The sequence below is a fragment of the Campylobacter sp. LR291e genome (genome assembly GCF_008633915.1).
In the GTDB taxonomy this organism is placed as follows: domain Bacteria; phylum Campylobacterota; class Campylobacteria; order Campylobacterales; family Campylobacteraceae; genus Campylobacter_D.
In genome coordinates, this window is sequence record NZ_VJNV01000022.1 from 33,963 (window position 1) to 57,055 (window position 23,093).

The following is a 23,093-nucleotide window of genomic DNA, read 5'->3' on the forward strand; positions in this document are numbered from 1 at the left end:
TCCAAAAAAGCTTAATCTCTTTTTATAATACCAAATTTATAGCATTTTACGCGAAAAAGTATGAATTTTTAAGTAAGTTTTATAAAAAATTGATAAAATTACAATTTTTAAAAAAAGGGTTATAAATGCACTTCTTGCAAAGCTTAGCTTTAAAATATTCTCATATAAAAATGCAAAAGGATTTAAATAAAAATTTAAATATAAGTTTTAATACAAATGAAGATTTTAAAATTCCTACAAAAAAAAGCTATATGCTTTATATGCATATCCCATTTTGCCATACTTTTTGCCCATATTGTAGCTTTCATAAATACTATTATGAAGAAGAAAAAGCTAGGATATATTTTGAAAATTTACGCAAAGAACTTCATTTTATAAAAGAAAAAGGCTTTGATTTTCATACCTTATATGTTGGAGGTGGGACTACTTTGATAAATGAAAATGAGCTTTTAAAAACCTTAGAATTATGTAAAAAGCTTTTTAATATAAAAAAAATATCTTGTGAAAGTGACCCAAATCATATAAGTATAGAACAACTTAGTAGATTTAAAGGCTTAATAGATAGATTAAGCTGTGGGATACAAAGCTTTGATAATGAAATTTTAAAAAAGATTACAAGATATGAAAAATTTGGAAGTAGTGAAATTTTACAAGAAAAATTAAGCAAGGCTATAGGAGTCTTGCCTATTTTTAGCATAGATTTAATCTTTAATTTTCCAAACCAAAATAAAGAAATGCTTTTAAAAGATTTAAATATAGCCAAAAGTCTAAGTCCAAATCAAATAACTACCTATCCATTAATGAAGTCAAATTTAACTAAAACAATCATTACAAAAGCGTTAGGTACCAGTTTAAAAGACAATGAATTTGAATTTTATAAGATAATTTGTGAATTTTTTAAGGATTTTAAGCAAAATAACGCCTGGTCCTTTGCCTTGCAAAAAAGCGATTTTAATGATGAATATGTAAGTTCAAATAACGAATATGTAGGCGTTGGAAGTGGGGCTTTTAGCTTTTTAAATAATAGACTTTTGATAAATATATTTGATTTAGATGATTATACAAAAGCACTTTTTGAAAAAAAAGACGCAAATATAGCTTATGCGAGTTTTGAAAAAAAAGAAATTTTAAAATATCTCTTTTTAACAGAACTTTTTTCAAATAAAATAAATATAAATGCTTTTAATACTATGAAAAATTGCAATTTAAAAAAAGTGTTAAATTTAGAAATGAAGGGCCTAAAAGCTTGTAATGCTATCATAGAAGAAAACGATAATCTTATAAATACTGATTTTGGAAAATATTTATGCCTAACATTAATGAAAGATTTTTATATAGGAATGGATAAAATAAGGGCTGTGTTTAGGGAAAATAAGCACATTTACACAAAGAATAATATAAATATTATGAAAGCAAAACTCTCTTAAAAAGGTCTTGCAATCATAACAATAGCAATTACTATAAAAATAAGGGTTGGAATTTCATTGTAAGCCCTAAAAAACTTACCACTTTTTTTACAGCTATCATTTGCTAAGCTTTTTAAAGATAAGAAATTGTGAAAATGATACAATAAAAGTAGCACTACGCATAAAATTTTAACATGCATAAAACCAGCACCCTTTAAAAGAGCTGGATTAGCAATTAACATTAAAATTCCAGTTATCAAGGCTACAATCATAGCAGGGCTTTGAATATAATAAAAAAGCTTGTATTCTTGAATCTTAACAACCTCAACAAAGCCTTTATTTTCAATGTGTTCAACATGATAAACAAAAAGCCTTGGTAAATAAAAAAGCCCTGCCATCCATGAAACAAAGGCTAGATAATGAATAACCTTAATCCAAATATAATACTCATATAACATTTTAATCCTTTTTAAACATAAAAATTTAAGACTTTGAATTTTTTCTAGTTTTTATAATATTTTGAATCTTTTTTTTATTTTCTTCAAAAGTAGAGTCAAATTCATTATTTTCTTTTTCCTTTTCTATAGGATAAGATTCAAGCAATAAATTTGAAGAACCAAGTATTAAAACATAACGTTTTTCATTGTAATCTATGATAACAAATTGATTATTTTTATCAAGAGGTCTTTGAAAGCTTATGTTAAAGTCTTTAATGCCAAGGACGTTTTTATAAGCCACCCTTCTTTTAAACCACCAAAGCACCAATAATAAAAGCACCAAAATAGATATTATCAAAACATAGTTTAAATAATCAAAATTTGTATTAACTTGCTGCTTGGTACTAACCTTGTCAATATCAGCTTGAAGTGGCTTTTCTACTAAATCTAAATTTGGCGTCGGCAAAGCTTGAGAACTTTGAGATAAATTTTCTTCTGTCTTTGGAACTATCCTTATACGAAAGCCTAAATTATCAGCAATGCTTGGCAATACTTCTATATCTTCTTTACTTTGAAAGATTATATAGGTATTGTTATTATCCGAACTAATCTCCATTTTATCTAGCAATTTAGACTTAAAGCCTTTTTTTTCCTTTGTAGCATAGGTAGCATCTTTTAGGGTTAAAAGCGTGAAATTTTTATCCTTTTGCTTGATAACCTCGCCACCAAAAGCACTATCAAAAGAAAGCATTATATCAACTCTTTCATTCCTATCATAAATATTATAACCTACTATTTGTGCCCCAAATAATGGCAAGGCACATATTAAAAACAATAAAAATTTCATTGAATTTCTTTTTTAAAATATTGAAGCACAGTTTTTGAATCTAAAATTTCATTAATTCTAATGGCGAGATTTTTTTCATAAACCATAACCTCGCCCTTACCAAAAATTCTCTTATTAATATACACCTCAACGCTCTCACCAGCCGGTTTTTCAAGATCTATTACAGAACCAACCTCTAATTTTAAAAGTTCAGCCACGTACATATTTGTAGTACCAAGCTCACTAACAAAATCAACGGTTATATCTAAAATATCCTCATAAGATTCTAAAAGACCATGTGGGTCGTCAAGTACATTATCATCACTCATGATTTCTTATAGCCTAATCTAAATGCGTGTCCATTTATACCATAAGTAATTGATTTTTCAAGTACTATGCTTGAAAAATCAATCCTGCCTAAATACTCAGGAATTCCAAGCTTATAAGCATCATCGCCCTTAATATCGTTTAATAAATTTTTAGCATAACCTACTATTTGATTTGCACATTCTTTTATTAAATCACACCAATCATCTTCTTTAAATTTATTATTAGTAATAAGCACATCAGCAAAAATCTTTAAGGCCTCTTTTGGAAAGAAAAGATAAAAGCTATACTCACCTTCTTCACCAGTAACTGGTATAGAAGCACCATATAATTCACCACCTATACTATCCATCTCAGTAATATGCAATCTTAAAATATGCTCACAAAAATGCGTAGTTGAGTACTCTAAAATCTTTATCATAGTAAAACCACCTTTAAAAAAACTCTTTGCTTGAAATTGTAATTAAATATAGTTAAAAAATCTTTTAATTTTTAAAAATTTCTCTAATTTCTTGCAAAATTTTATCCACATTGCCATCTTCAAAAAGCTTAACAATGCTAGTGCCTACAATACAACCATCAGCCAAGTTTCGCACCCTTTGTACGTCTTGATTGTTTTTAATGCCAAAGCCTATAAAAATAGGCAAAGTTGAAAAATTGCGAATTTCTTCTACCTTTTGTGCTAAAAGTTCATGTTGAGATATTGTTCCACCTGTAATTCCAACACAAGCAAGTAGATAAATAAAACCCTTAGCATCTTTAAGAAGCTTTTTAAGCCTTTCTTTTGGAGTGCTTAAACTAATAAGGGTTATTAAGGCCAAATTTTGTTTATCGCATTCCTTTCTTAAATCATCGCTTTCTTCAAAACTAAGTTCTGGTACTATTAAAGCACTAATGCCTACTTCTTTTGCCTTTTGAACAAAACTAGCCAAGCCATAAGAAAAAATAAGATTATAATACACCATAAAAACAAGGCTTTTTTTTATTTTAATATCCTTTAAAATTTCAAAAACCTTATGTATATCACAACCATTTTCTATGGCCTTTAAGGCTGCATTTGCGATAATTTGCCCATCGGCAATAGGGTCAGAATAAGGCACTCCAACTTCTAAAATATCAATATCGCTTTCATCAAGCCTATTTAAAAATTCCTTGCTAGTATCTAAATTTGGATAGCCCATCACCATATAAGCTACATTTGCATTATCTTTATAAACTTCTTTAAAATCAACCATAAATCGTTCCTTTTTTATAGTTTCTAATAGTATCCATATCCTTATCACCTCTACCTGATAAATTCACTACTATAACGCTTTTTTTCTTTAAAGTAGGACAAAGTTTTTCTAAATAAGCTAAGGCGTGAGAACTTTCAATAGCAGGAATAATGCCTTCTTTTTCACAAAGCAATTTTAAGGCATTCATGCACTCATCATCACTAATTGCTACATAATCTGCCCTTTTTATTTCTTGCAAATAAGCATGTAATGGCCCAACACCTGGATAATCAAGCCCGGCTGATATACTATGAACTGGCAAAATATTACCTAAATCATCTTGTAAAAGCTTAGTTTTCATGCCATGGATAATGCCTGTACTACCCTTTGTCATAGTAGCTGCATGATAAGGCGTATCAATTCCAAGCCCTGCTGCTTCAACCCCTATTAATTTTACATTTTCATCTTTTAAAAAGGCAGAAAAAATTCCAGCTGCATTCGAACCACCTCCAACTGCAGCTATTATATAATTAGGCTTTTTACCCAATTTTTCAAGCTGTTTTTTGCATTCCTTGCCTATTATGCTTTGAAAATGCATTATCATTTGTGGATAAGGATAGGGACCTACCACGCTACCTACTACATAAAATAAATTTTCTATATCATTTACCCAAGCTTGAATTGCAGCAGTAGTGGCTTCTTTCAGGGTTTTAAGCCCTGTTTCAATGGCTTCTACCCTTGCTCCTAAAAGCTTCATTTTATAAACATTTAAAGCCTGTCTTTGCACATCTGTTGCACCCATGAAAATTTCACATTCTAAACCCAAAAGTGCTGCTGCAGTTGCAGTTGCAAGCCCATGTTGTCCAGCACCAGTTTCAGCAATAATCTTTTTTTTACCCATTTTTTTGGCTAAAAGTGCTTGTGCTATTGCATTATTAATTTTATGTGCACCCGTATGATTTAAATCCTCTCTTTTTAAATAAATTTCATGCTTGTAAATTTCACTTAATTTTTTAGCATAATATAAGGGCGTTGGGCGACCTACATAATCTTTTAAAAGATTTTTAAGTTCTCTTTTAAAGGATTTTTTAAAACTAAATTTTAAAAATGCCCTTTCTAACTCATCTAATGCAAACATAGCACTTTCGGGCAAAAATTGTCCACCAAAATTTCCATAATAAGTTTTTTTCATTTAAACTCCTTAATAAGTTCCTTAATCAATTCTACATTTTTTAAGCCCGGTTCTATCTCAACCTTTGAATTTATGTCAATTGCAAAGGGCTTTAAATTTAGGGCATCTTTTATATTGCTAAGCCCTATTCCACCTGCTATTATATAATCTTTTTTAAAATTTTCAAGCAAGGACCAATCAAAACTAGTGCCATTTCCTCCTCTAAATTTACCCTTAGTATCAAATAAAATATAATCATAATAAGCATTTTGTGGTAAAATCAATTTATCTAAAATGCTTACTACCTGCCATACAAAAAGATTTTGTTTTTTTAATCTTGTATAAAATTCCTTGCTTATAGTTTTATGAATTTGTACCCCATCAAACCCAACTTTTATAGCACTTTGTAAAATCATTTCATTATCTTCATCAACAAAAACGCCTACAACTTTTTTATTATTTTCATGTATTATTTTAGCTAATTTTATGCCCTTTTCAATGCTAACTTGCCTTGGGCTTTTTGCAAAGATTAAGCCAAAAAAATCAATATTTAACAAAGATAGTTCATAAGCATTTTGCTCATCTTTTATGCCACAAATTTTAAGCTTTGACAATGATTTTACTCTTTTCTTGGAAGTTTTTAAAATATTCTAAGCACTTACCAGAATGAATATGTTCTAAAATCATATCTTTAGCCTTTAAAGGATTATCTACAATATTTGCTGTATAAAGTGCAAACATGGTATTTAAGATAACTACGTCAAATTTAGCCCCTTTCATTGTGCCACTTAAAGTTGCAATTAAATCTACTGCATTTTCTTCAGGACTTCCACCCGTAATATCACTATGAAAAGCCCTTTTAAAGCCAAATTGTTCAGGTGAAACATTATATTCTAAAATTTCTTTTTCACTCACCTCAAAGACCTTTGTTTCATCACAAATACTAAGTTCGTCCATGCCATCATTACCCCTAACTATTAAGGCATGTTTTCTACCTAGCATTTGTAAAACCTGTGCTAATAATCTATGTACAGGGGCGTGATAATTACCCATTAATTGATATTTTAGCTTTAAATTTGGATGCATTAATGGACCTAGTACGTTAAATACCGTTCTAATGCCAAGTTTAACGCGAATTTCGCGAAGTCTCCCAACTAGTGGATGAAAAAATCCAGCATGAAAAAAGCTAAGTCCTGTATCTTCAAGCAGGGCTAGATTATCTTGCAAACTAGTACCTAGTGGGATATTTAGGGCTTCTAGTACGTCTGAGCTCCCACTTTTGCTAGTCATAGCCTTGTTTCCATGTTTTGCAACCTTTACGCCCATACTTGCAAGTATAAAAGCAGAGGTAGTTGATATATTAATAGTCTTAAAGCCATCACCTCCGGTCCCAACAATATCAAGCATCTCACTATCATCAACAAAGGTCTTTGAATACCTTAAAATGCTACGTACAAAATAACTTAAAGATTCTTGATTTAAGGATTTTTCAGTGATTAAAACTAAAAGTGCTGCAAGTTGAATGGGTTCAAAATTTTCACTCATAATTAACTCACAAACTTCTTCAAAATCATCGCTTTCTAAGGCTACATTATCGCTTAATTTTTGCAAATAAGGCGTAAAATCTTTTATATTTTTTTCTTTTTTAATATCAGCATTTAAGAAATTTGCAAAAATTTTAAGTCCATATTCACTAAAATAGCTTTCTGGGTGAAATTGAACACCAAAATAAGGTAATTCTTTGTGTCTCATAGCCATTAAAACGCCGTCTTCACTATATGCTAAGGCCTGTAAGCACTCAGGTAGATCGCTAACTTCTAAGGAGTGATAACGCATTATAGAAAATTCTTTTATAAAATCTTTGAAAATTTCACTTTCGTTTATGATTTTTATTTTTGAATTTTGAGCGTGGGCAATTTGCTTTAAAACAGAAATTTTAGCCCCAAAACTAAGACCTAGGGCTTGGTGACCAAGGCAAATTCCAAGTACTGGAATATTAAGCCTTGCCTTAAAAATTTCAAGGCAAATTCCACTATCTTTTGGGTGTTTTGGACCGGGGCTTAAAATGATATGAGTAGGGTTTAAATGCCTTATCTCATCAAGGCTAATTTTATCATTTCTAACAACATAAATTTCATCCTTGCAAAGACTTTCAAGCATTGTTTTTACATTAAAAACAAAAGAATCATAATTATCTATAAGTAAAATCATTTTATCAACCTTTTTTCAAAACTAGCTACTAATGCCTTTCTTTTAGCACAAATTTCAGCATATTCTTTTTGAGGCACTGAACTAAGTACTATACCTGCCCCACTTCCAATATAAGCTTTATCATCTTTAAAAAATGCCGAACGAATAATTATAGCTAAAACAACGTCCTCGCTAAAATTTAAAAAGCCAACGGCCCCTCCATAAACGCCTCTGTCTATTTTTTCAAGCTCACTTATAATCTCAAGTGCCCTAATCTTAGGTGCCCCACTTAGAGTCCCTGCTGGAAAAATAGCAACTATTACATCAAAAATACTAACATCTTCTTTCATTTTTGCGTAAACATCGCTTACTATATGCATTACAAATTTGGTCCTAACTATGCTTAATAGATTATCCACCCTAGTTTTTGTACCAAATTTAGATATATCATTTCTTGCTAAATCAACTAGCATTTTATGTTCACTTAACTCCTTTTCATCGCTTAATAAATCCTTTTCAAGTGCCATTAAATCACTATTTTCATCCAAATTTCTGGTACCAGCAATAGGGGCTACAAAAATTTCCTTATTTTTAATGCTTAAAACAAGCTCAGGTGAAGCCCCAAGCACCACCCCATACTTACTAGGAAAATAAAACATATAAGCACTAGGATTTAACTTGCTTAATTCTTCATAATAATCAAAGGCGTTAAGATTATGCTTTATACAAAGGGTTTTTGATAATACAACTTGAAAAATATCCCCATTAATTAGATATTCTTTTGCCTTTTCTATCATCTTTATATAATCATTTTTTTCATCTTCAAGTTTACTTAAATACTCAAATTCTCCACCACTTTTTTCAAAGATATAATCATCGCTTAAATACTCAAAATACTTTTCATCTCCAAAGCTAAAAATCATCTTGCTTTCTTTTTCATAAACCAGATAAGCCCTAGCATTTGCAAATAAAAACAAAGGATATTCATAATTTTTTTGCCCACATTTTGGCAAGTCTTCAAATAAAGTAATAAAATTTGCACTAAAAACACCAAAAAACCCAGCATATTCACAAAGTTTTTCTCTACTAGCACACTCATAAAATTTAGCCTTAAAATCGCTAAATTCCATATCATTAGCATCTAAAAATTCACAATCAATGCCTATGATAGTTTTATTTAAATCCTGTGCAAGATAGGAATTTGGGTATCTTTGTAAAATTTGTCTATAATAAAAATTTGCTTCCTTACTAAGCATGATAAAACCTTTACTAAAAAATTAAAAAATAAAATGAAAATAAAAAGAAAATTAGAAACGCCAATAACGAAAGGTATAAATAAATAGAGTTAAAAAACGCATAAAAAACTGACTCATCGCTTACCTTTCTTAATTTAAGTGTCAAGGATTATAAGACAAAAAAAATAAATTTTTGTTTAAAAATTGTCAAATTTAAGTTTTAACTTTGATTAGTTAAATTTTTCATTATTTACAAATTTGCCATAAATTTAAACAGAAAATAAAAAATATCAATATTTTTTAAATAATCCTTTGATAAATTATTTAAAAAATGTTAGAATAATGACGATTTAAATTTATGAAAAGGAAATATTATGAAAAGTGCTAAAGAGACTATAAAAACAACTTGTAATGAATTGGGTCTTACGCAAAAAGAATTGGCCAAAACCATGGGAATAGCCGAAAATACAATAAGCCAATGGGCAAGGGGTGTTACAAGTTTACCTATATGGGCTATGAAAATGTTTGAACTTCTAATCATACAAAAAAGATTTAACATTATGCGTGAATTTTTCAACGATAAAATAAAATCTTAACAAAGCCCTTAACTTAGGGGCTTTTTCTTAAAAAACAACTCCTTTACTATAATCAATACAAGACTAAGATTAATAAACACATCAGCTAGATTAAAAATAGCAAAATTAAACCACTTATGCCAAAAAAACATATCTACAACCCCACCATGAATAAAGCGATCAAGCAAATTTGAAGAACCAGATGAGAGCATTATCCCAAAAGCGATTATATTATCTTGTAAAAATTTTTTTTGCCAAAAAAGATAAATAAAAAGGGCAACAACCAAGGCTAAATGCAAGTATTTTAAATAAGGCCCTAAAAAATCAAACATAGAAAAGGCTACTCCGTCATTTAAAACCAAGGTTAAATCTAAGAATTCACTATTAAATCTAAACCCTTTTAAGCTTAGAAATTTTAAGCCCTGGTCTAGTAAAAAAACTATTACAAAGCTTAAAAAAAATAAAAAATAAGATTTTTTATCTAAAATTTTAGCCATTTAAAGCTTTCTTAAAAAATTCACTAACCACTTTCATTTCTTTTTCTAAAAGCTTACTATCCTTTGCCTCAAGTAATAATCTAATCAAATTTTCAGTCCCTGAGTATCTAAATAAAGAATTAATGCCCTTTTTTTCTAAATCTTGCTTTAATTCCTTTAAGCCCTTGATTTTATTTAAATCCTTTTTTTCTGAAATTTTAAGATTAACTAAAAGCTGAGGATAAGGCTTAATTTGTGCTAAAATTGCACTTGCTGATTTTTTCTTTGTAAGCATTAAGGCACTAAATTGCAAAGCAGCTATCAAGCCATCCCCTGTCTTTGCATAATCACTAAAAATAATATGACCACTTTGTTCTCCACCAAAATTTCCCCCACAAGCCTTTAATTTTTCAAGCACATATTTATCGCCAACATTGCAAATTTCAAACCCGATACTATGTTTATGTAAAAATTCCTTTAAGGCCCCATTACTCATAACCGTAGTTACTACCTTTGAATTTAGACAATCTCTTTCTTTTAAGAAAAGTGCTAAAACACCAAGTAAGCTATCTCCATTTGCTACCACGCCTTTTTCATCAACTACCACAAGCCTATCAGCATCCCCATCAAAGGCAAAGCCAACATCTGCCCTGAGTTTTTTAACCTCTAAAGCCAAATTCATAGGATATAGTGCCCCACAATTATCATTTATATTTAAACCATTTGGCTCATCATTTATAACAATAACCTCGGCCCCAAGTTCTTTAAACACGGTAGGGGCTACTTTATAAGCAGCCCCATGTGCTACGTCCAAAACCACTCTTAAAGGCTTTAGGGTTAAATTTTTTGGAAAGGAATTTTTAATACAAACTATATAACGCCCTATAACATCATCAATACGTTTAGCCTGACCTATCTTATCCATAGAAACTTGAGAACTTTTTATAAGATTATCATTAAAATAAATTTCTTCAATCTTTTTTTCTTTATCTTCGCCCAGTTTATTGCCATCAGAATCAAAAAATTTAATGCCATTATCAAAATAAGGATTATGAGAAGCTGATATCATAATACCTGCATCACAACGCATATCCTCTGTTAAAAAAGCAATGGCAGGGGTTGGCATAGGACCTATTTGAATTACATTATAACCTATAGAAGTAAGCCCTGAAACAATGGCATTTTCTATCATATAACCACTTCTTCTTGTATCTTTTCCAACTAAAATATTATTAGTTACACGTTTATCCTTAAAATAAATTCCAGCAGCCATAGCCAAACGCATAGCTAAGAAAGAATCTAAAAATTCTCCAGCCTTACCTCTAACCCCATCAGTCCCAAAAAGTTTCATAATAAGCCTTTGTAAAATTTTAAATAAATTATAGCTAAAATAAATAACAAAAAATAATTGCCTTAAATTTGTTACTTATCTATACAAAAATTTATTTTAATGCGTATTTTTTGTAAAATTTTTTAAAAAATTTCTAATTAATAAACATTATTAATTAGATTTTATATAATTTCAAACTTTTATAATAAGGATTTGATATGAACGAAAAAATAAGGACTAGTTTTCCAAAAGAAAGCTTTGAAGAATTTATTAGAAAAAATGAGTTAAAGGCAAGTGAGTATTCTTACAAAATTAGTGATTTTTTTACGCATTATAGTGAGAATAATGATGGCAATTATATCTTACTTGATAAAGAAGAACTAGTAATGTTTGAACATGATAATTTTTTTGTCAATACAAATTTTAAGATTTATCAAGAATATGAGATTGAAATTTATAAAAAAGAAAATGAACCTGTGATTGATTTAAAATTTGTAAATATGGGAAATGTAACCATTGGGGCTGTGCTTAAAAAAAGTGAAAGACCTATTAAGCAAGATATAACACAATTTTTAAAGGATAGAATTTATAGGGCTATGGCAAATGCTGGCTTTTTGCTTGATTTTAGAATTTTTGATTTTCACAATAATATAAAGCTTTTAGGGGCTAAGTTTTTAAAAGATGGTATTATTGATAGAGATTATAGTTTACCTATTGCAAGAGGCGTTGCTAGTGTTGATGATACTGATGAAAAATTAATTTTGCATTATGAACAAATTTTAGAAGAAAAAAAGGGTAAGGATTTTTCTTATGCAAAAAAGGAATTTTCAAGCATTATAGAAAAAAATGAACTTGTTTTAGAATATAAAAAAATCATTGAAGGCAAGGATGGAAAAAATTTAAAATGCCAGTTTTTAAGTCATATTTCTTACTCGCCTCAATTAATTTTTAGCGTTAATGATGAACACTTCATTAAAGAAGAAAATTCAAGCAGTATAAAGTATTTTGCTAAGATTAATGGCTTTGTAAAAAATGAGAGTTTTTATTTTGATATAGTAAATAGCTTGGATATGAAAAATTTAAATCTCAAAAATACAGGCTCAGTTCTTGCAGGTGATAATAAAAAAGTATCCTTAAATATCCAAACCCTAAAAGAAGAAGATGGGATAAAAGATGGGATTGTGGTTGAAACTGAAAAGATAAATTTGCAAGGTTCAGTAGCCCAAAGCACGATTAGAAGTAAAAATGTAAATATAAACGGACAAACGCATTCAAAGTCTAAAATTTATGCAAAAAAGGCACAAATTTTTAATCACAAAGGCTATTTAGAAGCTGATACTGCCTTTGTAAATGTGGCTGAAAGATGCTTTATAAAGGCTAGGATTGCTGTTGTTAAAACTTGCATAAATTCTAATATTGAAGCAGAAAAAATTTATATTAAAAGTTTGCATTCTCAAAATACCATTAAATTTTTAAAAACTTGCATTATAGAACACTGCAAAGGGGAATCAAATACCTTTTCTTTTGATATGAATGTTTCTCAATCTTTTAAAAATAGTTTAGAAGAGTCATTTAGAGCTATTGAAACCTTTAAAAAGACAAATGTAGCCTTAAAAAAGGAGTTAGAATTTATTAAAAAAAGCCTGGCTGCTAGTAAGGAAAGTATGAGTAATATCTTAAAATCATACAAGCAATTAAGAGAAAATAATCAACCTGTACCTCAAAGCTTTGAAAGGCAGATTGTAAATTTTCAAGGGCTTATTAAAAGGGAAAAAGAACTTATTGAAATTCTAGGAAGTGGGGAGGAAAATGTAGATAAGCTTGGAGAACACTTGACAAAAATGCAAAAAATAGTGACCCAGGCGAAAGTAATAAATATAGACAATACTTGGGGAGATGGTTATAATAAGATTATTTTTAATATACCCTTTCCAAAAACTACACTTGCCCATACTTTAAGAGGAGAAGAAGATTGCACTAAGATTACCTTAAAAGAACAAAATGATTCTTATGTGCTAAATTTTGGACATGCCATGGATGAGAATGAGTTAAAGCCTTTTAACAAGCAAAAATATTTAGATTTTATTTATGAGTAGAGTCTAAATTTTAGCTTTAAATAAGCAATTAAGCCATTTTTAAAATGGCTTAATCTTATAAATTTACGCAAAAATAAATATCTATTAATATATTTATTTTTTGCAAAAAAATGCACATTATTAAAAAAATTAAATCCCTTAAATTTATAGTTATTTAATTTTATTTTTAGTTGATTAATCTTGTTATTTTTAGTATCTTTGATAAATTTCTCACATTTACCCTTATATCCCACATATATATGTGCTATTTCTGTTTTGTGGTACTCCAGCTTCTAATGAATTTATTATTGTAAAGTCAACAACATACCCAATTTTATTTAATGTAATTAATATTTTTTGTATAGTTTGACAATTATCATGGCTAATAAGATTTTTGACATTTTCTAATAATACATATTTAGGTTTTTTTCCTTAAGAATTCTTGCTATATCAAAAAAACAAGGTTCCTCTAATATCATCAAATCCCTTTTGTTTACCTGCAATACTAAATGATTGACATGTAAAACCAGCTACTAATAAATCATGGCTTGGGATATCTTTTTCGTCAATTTTTGTAATATCTCCATATAAATTTTTATTTGAAAAATTCGCAATATAAGATTGTCTTGCAAAAGAATTAATTTCTGATGCAAATACGATATCTGCTTTTATTTTTGCTTTTTTAAAGCCTTCTTCAAATCCACCAATCCCAGCAAATAAAGATACAACTCTTATTTTAGACATAAAGTTCTTTATTATTTATCTTTGTTATCTTCATCAACTCTTAATATAAGCTGAGAATTAATCTTGTCATAATAAACCTTAAATTTGCTTTTTCCTTTTACAATATCTAAATTTTCTAAGATACTTTTAGGCATACGAATTCGCATATCTTGCTGTAATACATAAGTATCAAGGTAAATTAAATCTTTATTTTTCATTTTTGTTTCCTAGACTATATTTAGTTTAATTATAGTCTAAATTTTAAATTTTGTCAAAGCAAAGATTATTTGCAATATTTAGCTAAAATTACTATTAAAATTTTTTTAAAGGATAAAATGTGAAAAAGGACTTAAAATATTATATGAATTTGCCTTATGAACTTATTATAACAAGTAAAGAGGGAAAGTATTTTGCTAGGTATAAGGATTTTCCTTTAAGCCTTAGTGCAAAGACAGAAAAAAAGGCTATTAAAAGGTTAAAAAATGCTTTTGCTAAAAGGCTTAAAATAATGCTTAAAAATAATGATTTTATAAAAGAACCTAGCAAAAAAGAAACAATACTTAAAAATCTTAATGAACTTTTTGTTTCTAGGGCTAAATTTTATGCCTTTTTTGATGAAAATATAGCAAAAATAAAGGGCGATATTTTTGATTTTGAAAACGCTGAGGCTTTAAATGTAAAAAAAGTTTATGAACGATTTTATCATTTTGATTATGCTATTAGAAAATTATTACCTAGTGTTTATAGTGCTTATGAGATTAAAGATAGTGATTTAAGTAAGGACTTTTAAGTCCTTACTCTCTAAATGAAAAATTTAAATTCTTAGCATCTTCTTCTATATTATCACCTATCTTATCGTCTGCCTTAAAGCCACCTCCAAAGGCTTTAATTACTTCAACAATAGCATTTGCCATATCGTAATTTGCACTAGCAAAGGAAATTCTAGCATTAAGTAAATTTCTTCTAGCATCTAAATATTCTATAAGTGGAATATTGCCATTTTCATAACGAATACTTGCTAGGTCATAAATTTTTTCTTGAGAACTTAGCAAGGTTTTATAATTTTCATAATTTTGCATACTTGTTTGTCTTTGGGCTAAGGCTAAACGCACTTCTGCAAAGGCAGTTCTAAGTATGTTTTCATAATTTAAAAAGGCCTCATCCTTTGCAAGTTTAGCTAAATTTACACTTTGCCAAATTTCACCCCATCTAAAAATAGGCAGGGTAAAGCTACCACCTATATTCCAGGTTTTGCTACCATCTTTTAATAAAAGGTCTAAATCATAGCTTTCAAAACCAAAAAGTCCTGTTATAGAAATGCTTGGCAAAAAGGCAGTTCTTGCCACACCTACAAGGTAATTTTGCTGTGTTAGTGTTTGTAAGGCTGCACCAATATCAGGTCTTTGAAGTAAAATTTCACTACTAATGCCCTCGGGCAAAGATAGGGAATATTTTGCAAATTTAGTATAATCTTGTTCATTATATAAAATATCATCTAAATCATCACTTCCTATTAAAATTTTAAGCACCTTTAAGTAATTTTCCTTAGTGGCAATGGCACTTGTATATTGAGCCCTTACGCTTTGTAATTCAGCCCTATTTTGTTCTAACTCATACTCATCAATGCTACCTGCTTCAAATTGAATTTCTTTTATCTCATAGGTTTGTGTATAAGCATCCAAAGTTTCTTTTAAGATATTCATATTTTCATAAGCATTTGCTAGGTTAAAATATCCTTGTACCACACTTGCAATAATAGACAAACGAGAGGCCTCATAGTCAAATTCACTAGCCCTTAGGGCTGCTTGTCCTGCAAAAAAGGAATCTCTATATTTACCCCATAAGTCAAGTTCATAACTCATTTGAAGACCTAGGATAAAATCATTGCCATATACAAAATTATTTGTTTGATTGCTTGGGGCATTTTTTGAAGTTTTAGCCCTAGTCCCACTTCCAGTAGCATCAATTTTAGGCAATAAATCGCTAAATTCAATACCAAGTTGCGCGGCTGCTTTTTCAAGGTTAATATAAGCAATACGCAAATCGGTATTATTTTTTAAGGCCTGTTCTACAAGTTTATTTAATTTTTCATCCTCAAAGCCTCTCCACCATTGTTTAGAAAGGCTTGTATTATCATCCTTTGCAGTGTAATTTGCCTCGGGTATTACTAATCTAGGCTTTAAAGAACAAGCCGTAAAAAACAAGGCAAAAATTAAAATTAAAATGTGTAACTTATTCATTTATTATTCCTTTTTTCTTATCAAGCCATTTATTAAAGGTTTCTAGTAGATAGAAAAATAAAGGTACAAAAAAGATTGCTATGGTAGATGCTGCTACTATGCCTCCAAGAAGTCCGGTACCAAGTGATTGGCGACTTGCCGCACCTGCCCCAGTTGCTACAACTAGTGGCACAATTCCAAGACCAAAGGCTAAGGAGGTCATAACAATAGGTCTAAATCTAAGTCTAGCAGCTTCTAAACTAGCATCAAATATGCTTTTTCCATCTCTTAAATGTGCCTCCATGGCAAATTCCACGATTAATATTGCATTTTTTGCCGAAAGTCCTATTAAGAGTAAGAGTCCAGTTTGCAAGTATACATCATTACTAAAATCCCTTAAATAAGTAAACAACAAAGACCCAAGCACCGCAAAAGGCACGGCCGTAATAACTGCTGCTGGCATAAGCCATCTTTCATATTGGGCTGCTAAGATTAAAAACACGAAAACAAGTCCTATAGCAAAGGCTATTTGCCCATCGCTTGAACTTGTTACTTCTTGATAAGCAGTACCTGACCAAGCAATAGTATAATCACTTCCTAAAACCTCACTTGACACCTCAGAGATTGCTTGAATGGCTTGACCTGAGGTATAACCAGTAGCAGGGTCGCCTTGTACGAGGGCAGCTGGGAAGAGATTAAATCTTTTAACATCATCAGGACCACTTGAAGTACTTAGTGTTAAAATTGCATCAAGAGGTATCATATTGCCATCACTTGATTTAACATAAATTTTATTTAAGGCATCTTGGGTATTTCTAAAATCACCCTTAGCCCTAACATTTACTTGGAAATTCTTTCCATACATTGAAAAGTCATTTACATAATAAGTTCCTATAGTAGAAGCAACCGTTGTAAAGACATCTTGCATAGTAAGATTATAAAATTTAAGTTTATCTCTATCAATTTCTAGTTTATATTGAGGATAACTTGTATCAAGCGTTGTACGCACATTAGAAAGTTCTGGTCTAGCCCTTGCTACTTGGACTAACTCATTTACATCAAGTTGAATCTCATTATAAGTTTTACCACTACGATTTTGCACATACATATCAAAGCCACCTGTTATACTAAGACCTTGAATTGGTGGTGGGTTAATGAAAAAGGTTTGACCTTCCGTATTATAAGCATATTTTCTATTATAAGAATTTGTAACATCAAAGGCGGTTTCTTTTCTATTTTTTATATCTTTAAGATTAACAAAGGCAACCCCTGAATTTTCTTTTAAAGATGAAGTTAATATATCCCAACCTATCATAGCCATACTATCTTTAATTACGGGGTCTTGTTTAAATACCCCGTCCATTTTATCTATATAATCAACCGTTCTATTTAGTGACGAACCTGCTTGTAAATTTGTAATGGCTATAAATACACTCTGATCTTCCACAGGCACTAATGAGGTAGGAATTTTTGTATATAAAAAAACGGTTGCTACTATAAAGATAAAAAATAATATAACAAATAATTTTAATCTATGCAAAACATAACGAACCCCATTTACAAAGACCTCTGTCGACCAATCAAAAAAGGCGTTAAATTTTTCCACAAATTTAAAGGGTGATTCATGAGTTCTTCTTAGATACATAGCACAAAGTGAAGGCGTTAGGGTAAGTGCCACAAAGCCTGATATTGACACTGAAACAGCTAGAGTTAGGGCAAATTGTTTTTGAATTTCGCCAACAAAGCCTGAGTTAAAGGACACAGGAATAAACACAGCACAAAGTACTAAAACTATAGAAACAACAGGTGAGGTCATTTCTTTCATGGATTGAATGGCCGCATCTTTTATGGATATATCTTTGTTTTGGTGAATGATTCTATCTATGTTTTCCACAACTATAATTGCATCATCAACAACTATACCAATAGCCAAAATCAAAGCAAAAAGGGTAAGTAAATTTATAGAAAAGCCTAAGGCATAAAGTCCTGCAAAGGTCCCTATAATAGAAACAGGCACGGCTATCATAGGGATAATGGTAGAACGAAAATTCTTTAAGAACATATACATAACCAAAATAACTAAAACTAGGGCTTCAAAAAAGGTTTTTACCACCTCTTTTATAGAATCTATGATAAAGGTAGTAGTATCATAAGGAATTCTATATATTAAGCCTTCTGGAAAGGTTTTTGAAAGTTCTTCCATTTTTTCACTTACAAGCCTTGCTGTTTCAATTGAATTTGCACCAGATTGTAAATTTATGATAATAGGCACAGCATCCCCACCTGTATCTCTACCTTGAGAAACATATTGTTTAGACCCTATCTCTACTTCTGAAACATCCTTTAATCTTAAAAAAGAACCATCACTATTTACTCTTAAAATTACATTTTCAAATTCCTCAACCGTTCTAAGTTGCCCTTGCATAGTGATTTGATAAACATAAGGAGACTTATTAATTACAGGCTCTTCTCCTATCTTACCTGTGGCATATTGCATATTTTGGTCATCAATTGCACTAAGCACTTCATTAGCTGTGATTTGATATTTATTTAATAAGTCAGGGTCAAGCCATACACGCATAGAATAGTCTTTATTACCAATTGCTGTAGCATCACCAACACCTGGAACGCGTTTTAAGTCATCTAAGACATTTAAAACTATATAATTATAAACTTCTGTTGAATTCATACTTCCATCAGTTGAAACTAAGGTTAGGGCCTCAAGTGTAGTTGAACTTGCCTTTCTAACCGTAACACCTAGTCTTTTTACCTCTTCTGGTAGTTTAGAACTAGCATTTGAAACGCGATTATTAACATCTATTGTAGCTTGGTCAGGGTCCGTTCCTATCCTAAAATAAACAGTCATTCTCATAGTACCAGCACTTGCTGTAGTTTCCATGTAAATCATATTATCCACGCCGTTAATTTGTTCTTCAAGTGGCGTAGCAACGGTTGTTGCAATGGTTGCAGCATCAGCACCTGTATAAGTAGCACTAACACTAACTGTTGGAGGGGTTAGTGAGGGGTATTGTTCTATAGGTAAGGATATTAAAGACATAGCACCTGCTAGCGTGATTATAATAGAAATAACACAAGCTAAAACAGGTCTTTCTATAAAAAATTTAGAAAACATTGCTAGCTCCTAATTTGTCTCGTTATTTTCACTAGCAATCTCACTAGCTATATGGGCTTGAATATTTTCTTCTTGTGCTCCAAGTTCTCTAACAGGACTTCCAGCACCGATTTTTTTGAAATTATCAATTATAACCTTATCACCTTCATTTATACCACTTTCAATAATCACGTAATCACTTGTTTGATAACTTACCTTAACAACATTCTTTTTAACCGTGCTTTCTTCGGAGATAGTATAAAGATAATTTTCTTTTTGGTCCTGCATCAAAGCAATGCGTGGAATTTTAAAACCACCCTTTTGTATAAAACCATCACTTGCAAGAGTTACAAAGGTACCTGGTAATAAAACAGAATTTGAATTATCAAACACGGCCTTAGCTTTTACAGAACCACTTTTTAAATCAATAACTGAATCAATAAAATAAAGCTCGCCTTCATATTCTCTTTCAGCCGTTTTAAAAGAAACCTTATAATTTTGCAAATCCCATCTTCCATTTTGCAAATTTCTTTCTATATTTAATTTATTTGTATCAGAAATGTAAAAATCAGCATAGATAGGGTTTAAATTCGTAACCCTAACTAAATCAGTACTAGATGCTATTACATAATCGCCCACATTAATTAAGGCATCGCCTACCATGCCATCAAAGGGTGCTTTTATCTCAGTATAATCTAAGTCAATCTTAGCATTTGAAACATCAGCCCTAGCACTTTCAAGCGTAGCTTTAGTGCTTTTATAGGTTGCAAGGCTTGTGTCAAAATCCTTTTGAGATATAGCATTTTTAGCAATTAAAATTTTATTTCTTTCGTGGTCTTTTTCAGCATTGTCAAAATCAGCCCTAGCTTGTAAGGCCTTACCCCAGGCTGCATCAACTGCTGCTTTGTATTTGTAAGGTTCTATTAAAAAGAGTTTATCCCCTTTTTTTACATAGTCACCCGCCTTAAAATATTTTTCCATTATGACCCCATTAACTTGAGGTTTTATCACTACATCATAATCACTTACTAACTGGGCTGGATATTCAAATTTTAAAGGTAAATCCTCAGGTATAGCAATTACTATGTTAACTCCTTGTGGTGGCAAAGCTTGTGGGGCTGGTTTTTCACAAGCTGTTATTAATAAGGTTGCAAGTAGTGTAAAGCATATATTTTTATTTACAAAGTTCATTTTTTTACCTTTCTGTTTTTAAAATTTTATATTTTAGTATTTGTAATTTAACGATTGTTTTATAAACCTTCTAAGTCCCTTAAAACTTCGATTTGTTAAAAAAGTAATTGTTATTACTAAATTAAAAAAATGTAGTTTACATAAATTTGGTTAATATAATGGTTAATGAAAAAAATTATTTTAAATTTTTTATACCACTTAAAAAAATTTCAACTACAAGTTTTACGCGTTTTTTTTGTTCTTGTTTACTTAAAAGCTTTTTATCCATTAATACGCTTAAATTATAATTTGGGTCCTTTATCATAGTACAAAATAACTCAGCTAACTCAAGCGCATTTTCACTTAAAAATTTACTATCTTGTTGTTTAAAATAATTTGCTAAAAGCTGGTCTATGAATTTAGACCTATTTTTGTTAAACCAAGTAGCTATTAATTTATCCTTGCTATAAACTTGCGAGTAAATTATCTTACCAAGCGTAATAGTATTGTTATCATTAAAAATTTGTATAAAGGCTAATCCAAAACGATACAAAATATCCTTTAAATCATTATTTTTTATCTTTGCTAAATGCTTTGTAACATTCTCAAAATGCTTTGTAGTTCTTTCTTCTAGTATAACTAAAAATAAGTCCTTTTTGTTTTTGTAAGTATTATAAATATTAGAATAAGAACCACCCGATAACTTAATAATATCGTTAATACTAGTTTTCTCATAACCCTTGGTTAAAAATAACTCAAGGGCTACTTCTTTAATCTTTTCTTGCCTAGCTATTGCCTTTGGCGTTGGAGTTTTATTTTTTTTCATCTTTAAACTTGTCAAATTCGGTATTTTTAGGATAAGAAAAAATACTTTCTCTAAACACAACTATATTTTCATCATCAACTGCGTAAGCCCTTATGTGTAAAGGAATGATAGTATCTTTTTTATCATCATTTGCAAGTTTTTTTGTAGCCCTTAGGGTTACTACTTTTTTAGTATTTGCACCTGCTTTTAAGGTAAATGGCTTACTAGGACTTACTATTTCAATCCCACCTTCAATGCCTTCTAAAATGGCTTCAAAATAATACTGGTGGTCTTTATTATCAGTATTTTGGAATAAGAAAGTATAAGCATTAATTACTTCTAATTTATCATTTTTCTTTTCTATGTGATATAGTTCAGTAGCCCTATTTATGTTTAAAAGCATATGCTCTTTTTTCGTACTTGCAATCAATAAGCCTATAAAAACTATACTTAAAACTACCACATAAGCAATGGTTCTAAATCTAAAATAATTTACCTTTTGCCTTGTTTCAATGGACTTTGCACTGGTCCAATTTATCAAAGAAGGTCTATTAAATTTAAGTTGAATTTTAGAACAAGCATCAGCACATTCTAAGCAGTTAATACATTCCAGTTGCATACCCTTTCTTATATCAATATGTGTTGGACACACGCTAACACAGGCCTCGCAACCTATACATTCTCCTTGAGGCGGCTTTTTATGTAATTTTGTATGCCCATCATAAATAACCCCTCCTCTTTTTTCATCATAAATTACTTGAATGGTATCATGGTCAAACATTACAGATTGTATTCTTGCATAAGGACACACATAAATACAAAATTTTTCTTGCAAATACATAATATCAAAGCTTAAAAACAAAGATGCAAAAAAGATAATCCCTATTAAAAGCATATGTTCGCCCGGATTTTGAATATAAGCAAAAAAATCTTCTGGTGGTATAAAATACCATAATAAATTACTCACTGCTATAATAGAAACGCAGTAAAACAAAATACCAGCTATAAATTTCTTAACAAATTGTCCTTGAAATTCCTTTTGTTTATCCTTAATATTTTTTCTAATTTTAAGTAGTTTAGTTTGGATAATATCCCTATAAATAACGCGAAAAATTGTCTGTGGACAGGACCACGCACACCAAATTCTACCAGCTAATGTTGTTATAAAAAATATTGTTAAAAATAAAAGTATCAACAAAAACGGCATTAAGTAAAGTTCTTGAGTATCAAAGGCTACAAAAAATAAATTTAATTTTTTGTGGTCAAAACTAAGTAAAAAGAAATGGTTTTTATTAACTCTAATAAAGGGCAAGGCAAAAATAACAATAGTAGCAAGTATATAAAAAATATACCTTTTATTTGTATAATTAGTAATACAGGCTTTCATAAGCACTCCTTCTCATTTTTTGTGATATTAATACTAAAAAAATAAAATAAGACTTAAATAGTGTTAAAATATCAAAAAAAAAAAAAAAAACTACACGATTATACACTTTTTAGGCTTAAACTTAAATTCATATTTTTATAATATAATTTAGCTTTTACAAAATTTATACAGAAAGGTGGTGAGGATAGTGCCAGGTATCAAGGTGCATCCTAATGAAAGTTTTGACGAGGCTTATCGTAAATTTAAAAAGCAAGTAGATAGGAATCTTGTAGTTACAGAAGTAAGGGCAAGACGTTTTTTTGAGCCTATGACTGAAATTCGTAAAAAACAAAAAATTTCAGCTCGTAAAAAAATGCTTAAAAGACTTTATCTGCTAAGACGTTACGAATCAAGACTCTAAAATTAAGCCCTTTTT

The 23,093-nt window shown here is 30.1% G+C and carries 21 protein-coding genes and 2 pseudogenes; 5 read left to right on the forward strand and 18 right to left on the reverse strand.

Features of this window, described 5'->3' with window-relative positions; translation table 11 throughout:
• Window positions 1–125: 125 nt before the first annotated feature.
• On the forward strand, window positions 126–1,427 hold the full coding sequence (locus tag FMM58_RS04195) for a coproporphyrinogen III oxidase family protein (protein WP_150140023.1): 1,302 nt from the start codon (window positions 126–128) through the stop codon (window positions 1,425–1,427).
• Here the strand turns inward: FMM58_RS04195 and hemJ are convergent.
• The 9 genes from hemJ to FMM58_RS04240 all read right to left on the reverse strand — a co-directional run bounded on the left by hemJ (window position 1,424) and on the right by FMM58_RS04240 (window position 8,827).
• Entirely contained in the window at window positions 1,424–1,864 is a 441-nt protein-coding gene (gene hemJ / locus FMM58_RS04200) for a protoporphyrinogen oxidase HemJ (protein WP_150140024.1), read from the reverse strand. The genes FMM58_RS04195 and hemJ overlap by 4 nt on opposite strands.
• 25 nt (window positions 1,865–1,889) lie before the next feature.
• A complete protein-coding gene (locus FMM58_RS04205) occupies window positions 1,890–2,690 on the reverse strand; it encodes a hypothetical protein (RefSeq protein ID WP_150151358.1) in 801 nt (266 codons plus the stop codon).
• Window positions 2,687–2,998, reverse strand: a complete 312-nt coding sequence (gene fliN / locus FMM58_RS04210) for a flagellar motor switch protein FliN (protein WP_150140026.1) — start codon at window positions 2,996–2,998, stop codon at window positions 2,687–2,689. Before fliN ends, FMM58_RS04205 begins: the two co-directional genes overlap by 4 nt.
• Complete coding sequence (locus FMM58_RS04215; RefSeq protein ID WP_150140027.1) at window positions 2,995–3,417, reverse strand: hypothetical protein; 423 nt, start codon at window positions 3,415–3,417, stop codon at window positions 2,995–2,997. The genes fliN and FMM58_RS04215 overlap by 4 nt, the downstream gene beginning before the upstream one ends.
• 64 nt (window positions 3,418–3,481) lie before the next feature.
• Entirely contained in the window at window positions 3,482–4,231 is a 750-nt protein-coding gene (trpA, locus tag FMM58_RS04220; protein ID WP_150140028.1) for a tryptophan synthase subunit alpha, read from the reverse strand.
• Window positions 4,224–5,402, reverse strand: a complete 1,179-nt coding sequence (trpB, locus tag FMM58_RS04225) for a tryptophan synthase subunit beta (protein ID WP_150140029.1) — start codon at window positions 5,400–5,402, stop codon at window positions 4,224–4,226. Before trpB ends, trpA begins: the two co-directional genes overlap by 8 nt.
• The gene (locus tag FMM58_RS04230) at window positions 5,399–5,995 is read right to left on the reverse strand and encodes a phosphoribosylanthranilate isomerase (RefSeq protein WP_150140030.1); all 597 of its coding nucleotides are present in this window, start codon (window positions 5,993–5,995) and stop codon (window positions 5,399–5,401) included. The genes trpB and FMM58_RS04230 overlap by 4 nt, the downstream gene beginning before the upstream one ends.
• Window positions 5,982–7,592, reverse strand: coding sequence for an anthranilate phosphoribosyltransferase (trpD, locus tag FMM58_RS04235; protein WP_150180432.1), 1,611 nt, complete (start codon window positions 7,590–7,592; stop codon window positions 5,982–5,984). Before trpD ends, FMM58_RS04230 begins: the two co-directional genes overlap by 14 nt.
• On the reverse strand, window positions 7,589–8,827 hold the full coding sequence (locus FMM58_RS04240; RefSeq protein WP_150140032.1) for an anthranilate synthase component I family protein: 1,239 nt from the start codon (window positions 8,825–8,827) through the stop codon (window positions 7,589–7,591). The genes trpD and FMM58_RS04240 overlap by 4 nt, the downstream gene beginning before the upstream one ends.
• A gap of 353 nt (window positions 8,828–9,180) precedes the next feature.
• Between FMM58_RS04240 and FMM58_RS04245 the strand changes: the two genes are divergently transcribed.
• Window positions 9,181–9,402 carry a helix-turn-helix domain-containing protein gene (locus tag FMM58_RS04245; RefSeq protein WP_150140033.1) on the forward strand — a complete coding sequence of 74 codons (222 nt, stop codon included), beginning with the start codon at window positions 9,181–9,183 and terminating at the stop codon, window positions 9,400–9,402.
• An 8-nt stretch (window positions 9,403–9,410) separates the two neighbouring features.
• Here FMM58_RS04245 and lspA read toward each other — a convergent pair whose 3' ends face one another.
• Window positions 9,411–9,878, reverse strand: coding sequence for a signal peptidase II (lspA, locus tag FMM58_RS04250; RefSeq protein ID WP_150140034.1), 468 nt, complete (start codon window positions 9,876–9,878; stop codon window positions 9,411–9,413).
• Complete coding sequence (gene glmM, locus FMM58_RS04255) at window positions 9,871–11,208, reverse strand: phosphoglucosamine mutase (protein WP_150180433.1); 1,338 nt, start codon at window positions 11,206–11,208, stop codon at window positions 9,871–9,873. Before glmM ends, lspA begins: the two co-directional genes overlap by 8 nt.
• 197 nt (window positions 11,209–11,405) lie before the next feature.
• Between glmM and FMM58_RS04260 the strand changes: the two genes are divergently transcribed.
• Complete coding sequence (locus FMM58_RS04260) at window positions 11,406–13,283, forward strand: flagellar assembly protein A (RefSeq protein ID WP_150140036.1); 1,878 nt, start codon at window positions 11,406–11,408, stop codon at window positions 13,281–13,283.
• Window positions 13,284–13,505: 222 nt separating this feature from the next.
• Here FMM58_RS04260 and FMM58_RS08965 read toward each other — a convergent pair.
• Both FMM58_RS08965 and FMM58_RS04275 read right to left on the reverse strand, forming a co-directional pair.
• Window positions 13,506–14,006: pseudogene (locus FMM58_RS08965) on the reverse strand (DNA cytosine methyltransferase).
• A gap of 11 nt (window positions 14,007–14,017) precedes the next feature.
• The gene (locus tag FMM58_RS04275) at window positions 14,018–14,203 is read right to left on the reverse strand and encodes a sucrose-6-phosphate hydrolase (RefSeq protein ID WP_150140038.1); all 186 of its coding nucleotides are present in this window, start codon (window positions 14,201–14,203) and stop codon (window positions 14,018–14,020) included.
• A gap of 290 nt (window positions 14,204–14,493) precedes the next feature.
• Between FMM58_RS04275 and cmeU the strand changes: the two genes are divergently transcribed.
• A complete protein-coding gene (cmeU, locus tag FMM58_RS04280; protein ID WP_150140093.1) occupies window positions 14,494–14,775 on the forward strand; it encodes a CmeU family protein in 282 nt (93 codons plus the stop codon).
• Window positions 14,776–14,779: 4 nt separating this feature from the next.
• Here the strand turns inward: cmeU and FMM58_RS04285 are convergent, their stop codons facing one another.
• The 5 genes and pseudogenes from FMM58_RS04285 to ccoG form a co-directional block, all read right to left on the reverse strand.
• Window positions 14,780–16,225: an efflux transporter outer membrane subunit gene (locus FMM58_RS04285; RefSeq protein ID WP_150151340.1), complete on the reverse strand. Its 1,446-nt coding sequence runs from the start codon at window positions 16,223–16,225 to the stop codon at window positions 14,780–14,782.
• The gene (locus tag FMM58_RS04290) at window positions 16,218–19,337 is read right to left on the reverse strand and encodes an efflux RND transporter permease subunit (protein WP_150151337.1); all 3,120 of its coding nucleotides are present in this window, start codon (window positions 19,335–19,337) and stop codon (window positions 16,218–16,220) included. The genes FMM58_RS04285 and FMM58_RS04290 overlap by 8 nt, the downstream gene beginning before the upstream one ends.
• Before the next feature lie 72 nt (window positions 19,338–19,409).
• A pseudogene (locus FMM58_RS04295) lies at window positions 19,410–20,507 on the reverse strand (efflux RND transporter periplasmic adaptor subunit); the annotation flags it as partial.
• Between the two features lie 175 nt (window positions 20,508–20,682).
• Window positions 20,683–21,312 (reverse strand): TetR/AcrR family transcriptional regulator, encoded by a 630-nt coding sequence (locus FMM58_RS04300; protein WP_150151331.1) that lies wholly within the window; start codon window positions 21,310–21,312, stop codon window positions 20,683–20,685.
• Window positions 21,299–22,678, reverse strand: coding sequence for a cytochrome c oxidase accessory protein CcoG (ccoG, locus tag FMM58_RS04305; RefSeq protein ID WP_150140043.1), 1,380 nt, complete (start codon window positions 22,676–22,678; stop codon window positions 21,299–21,301). The genes FMM58_RS04300 and ccoG overlap by 14 nt, the downstream gene beginning before the upstream one ends.
• A gap of 187 nt (window positions 22,679–22,865) precedes the next feature.
• Between ccoG and rpsU the strand changes: the two genes are divergently transcribed.
• Window positions 22,866–23,078 (forward strand): 30S ribosomal protein S21, encoded by a 213-nt coding sequence (rpsU, locus tag FMM58_RS04310; RefSeq protein WP_150140044.1) that lies wholly within the window; start codon window positions 22,866–22,868, stop codon window positions 23,076–23,078.
• The last annotated feature ends 15 nt before the right edge of the window (window positions 23,079–23,093 follow it).

What these genes read in the sequence shown, in the direction of transcription:
- FMM58_RS04195 (WP_150140023.1), top strand. Translation starts at nt 126, where the DNA reads ATGCACTTCTTGCAAAGCTTAGCTTTAAAATATTCTCATATAAAAATG.
- hemJ (WP_150140024.1), bottom strand. Translation starts at nt 1,864, where the DNA reads ATGTTATATGAGTATTATATTTGGATTAAGGTTATTCATTATCTAGCC.
- FMM58_RS04205 (WP_150151358.1), bottom strand. Translation starts at nt 2,690, where the DNA reads ATGAAATTTTTATTGTTTTTAATATGTGCCTTGCCATTATTTGGGGCA.
- fliN (WP_150140026.1), bottom strand. Translation starts at nt 2,998, where the DNA reads ATGAGTGATGATAATGTACTTGACGACCCACATGGTCTTTTAGAATCT.
- FMM58_RS04215 (WP_150140027.1), bottom strand. Translation starts at nt 3,417, where the DNA reads ATGATAAAGATTTTAGAGTACTCAACTACGCATTTTTGTGAGCATATT.
- trpA (WP_150140028.1), bottom strand. Translation starts at nt 4,231, where the DNA reads ATGGTTGATTTTAAAGAAGTTTATAAAGATAATGCAAATGTAGCTTAT.
- trpB (WP_150140029.1), bottom strand. Translation starts at nt 5,402, where the DNA reads ATGAAAAAAACTTATTATGGAAATTTTGGTGGACAATTTTTGCCCGAA.
- trpD (WP_150180432.1), bottom strand. Translation starts at nt 7,592, where the DNA reads ATGATTTTACTTATAGATAATTATGATTCTTTTGTTTTTAATGTAAAA.
- FMM58_RS04240 (WP_150140032.1), bottom strand. Translation starts at nt 8,827, where the DNA reads ATGCTTAGTAAGGAAGCAAATTTTTATTATAGACAAATTTTACAAAGA.
- FMM58_RS04245 (WP_150140033.1), top strand. Translation starts at nt 9,181, where the DNA reads ATGAAAAGTGCTAAAGAGACTATAAAAACAACTTGTAATGAATTGGGT.
- lspA (WP_150140034.1), bottom strand. Translation starts at nt 9,878, where the DNA reads ATGGCTAAAATTTTAGATAAAAAATCTTATTTTTTATTTTTTTTAAGC.
- glmM (WP_150180433.1), bottom strand. Translation starts at nt 11,208, where the DNA reads ATGAAACTTTTTGGGACTGATGGGGTTAGAGGTAAGGCTGGAGAATTT.
- FMM58_RS04260 (WP_150140036.1), top strand. Translation starts at nt 11,406, where the DNA reads ATGAACGAAAAAATAAGGACTAGTTTTCCAAAAGAAAGCTTTGAAGAA.
- FMM58_RS04275 (WP_150140038.1), bottom strand. Translation starts at nt 14,203, where the DNA reads ATGAAAAATAAAGATTTAATTTACCTTGATACTTATGTATTACAGCAA.
- cmeU (WP_150140093.1), top strand. Translation starts at nt 14,494, where the DNA reads ATGCTTAAAAATAATGATTTTATAAAAGAACCTAGCAAAAAAGAAACA.
- FMM58_RS04285 (WP_150151340.1), bottom strand. Translation starts at nt 16,225, where the DNA reads ATGAATAAGTTACACATTTTAATTTTAATTTTTGCCTTGTTTTTTACG.
- FMM58_RS04290 (WP_150151337.1), bottom strand. Translation starts at nt 19,337, where the DNA reads ATGTTTTCTAAATTTTTTATAGAAAGACCTGTTTTAGCTTGTGTTATT.
- FMM58_RS04300 (WP_150151331.1), bottom strand. Translation starts at nt 21,312, where the DNA reads ATGAAAAAAAATAAAACTCCAACGCCAAAGGCAATAGCTAGGCAAGAA.
- ccoG (WP_150140043.1), bottom strand. Translation starts at nt 22,678, where the DNA reads ATGAAAGCCTGTATTACTAATTATACAAATAAAAGGTATATTTTTTAT.